We start from the raw sequence: 1,236 nt of genomic DNA, 5'->3' as shown, positions 1-1,236 counted from the left end.
CCCCAAAATTGGAGAGTGTTATGAAATCAACAACTAAAAGAACTCAGCGCGATTACTCCCTCGCTTTTAAACTCACTGTAGTTGATGAGGTTGAAAAAGGAAGCCTCACTTACAAACAAGCCCAAGAGAAGTATGGCATCCAAGGTTGCTCTACGGTTTTGGTTTGGCTTCGTAAGCATGGTCGACTAGATTGGTCTAAAGGGACACCTAACTTTATGTCCAAAGGAGACTCTATGACCGAGTTCAATTCACCTCCTACACCAGAGCAACGTATTAAAGAGCTTGAAAAGCAGCTCGAAGATGCTCAACTCAAAGCCGACTTCTTTGAAGCTGTCGTGAACGTTATGGAACGTGACTATGGTGTTAGAGTGACAAAAAAGCACAAAGAAGCGTTGTCCAAGAGAAAACCATAGTAGGTTTGAGCGTTACGAAGTTTTGTCAGTTAGTACAAATCTCTCGCCAAGCTTATTATAAGCAATGCCAAACTCAATCTCGTTGTGAACATCATGAGCATACTGTCATTGGCTTTGTCCGTGAAGTCAGGCTGAAGCAGCCACGCATTGGCACGCGTAAACTGAAGTTCTTAGCAGCAACAAAGGGCATTCAAATAGGTCGCGATAAGCTCTTTGAACTTCTCAGAAAGCATCGGCTGTTAGTGAGAGCAAGACGAGCCTATCACCGAACGACTGACAGCCGTCATCGATTTTTCTGTCACCCAAACAAAGTGAAAGATGGGCTGACACCAACGAAGCCAGAACAACTGTGGGTTGCTGATATTACTTACTTGCCAACTCAAAATGGAGAGAGTTATCTCAGCTTGGTGACAGACGCTTATTCAAGGAAGATTGTTGGTTTTTATGTGGATGACAACATGAAAACTCAATCAGTTAAGCGGGCATTTATCTCAGCTCTCAGGCAACGGCAGAGTGAAGAAAAGCTAATACACCACTCAGATAGAGGCTCACAATACTGTTCGAAGGAATATCAAGATATCCATAAGAAACATAGAGTGACTTGCTCAATGACAGACGGGTATGACTGTTATCAGAATGCTTTAGCTGAGCGTGTAAATGGGATACTCAAAATGGAGCTCTTGCTGAAGAAACCGAAAGATCTGAAAGAAGCAAGGACGATGGTAGCAGAGTCCGTAGATATCTATAATCAAATGAGGCCTCATACGGCTTTAAAATACAAAACGCCCGATGAAGTACATCGAGCGTTTTAGTTAAAAAGTGT

The 1,236-nt window shown here is 42.9% G+C and carries 1 protein-coding gene; it reads left to right on the top strand.

What is annotated here, in order from left to right; all coding sequences use genetic code 11:
• The first annotated feature begins 20 nt into the window (after positions 1 to 20).
• Positions 21 to 1,225, top strand: a protein-coding gene (locus R7E47_RS24685) for an IS3 family transposase (protein ID WP_102949810.1) whose coding sequence is annotated in 2 segments (ribosomal slippage) — positions 21 to 372 and positions 372 to 1,225 — 1,206 coding nt in all. Because the reading frame shifts where the segments join, the coding sequence is not laid out codon by codon here.
• Positions 1,226 to 1,236 lie beyond the last annotated feature (11 nt).

This window comes from Vibrio sp. Vb1026 (genome assembly GCF_033338745.1).
GTDB classification, from domain to species: Bacteria; Pseudomonadota; Gammaproteobacteria; order Enterobacterales; family Vibrionaceae; genus Vibrio; species Vibrio alginolyticus.
This window is presented reverse-complemented; position numbering and strand designations above follow the sequence as displayed.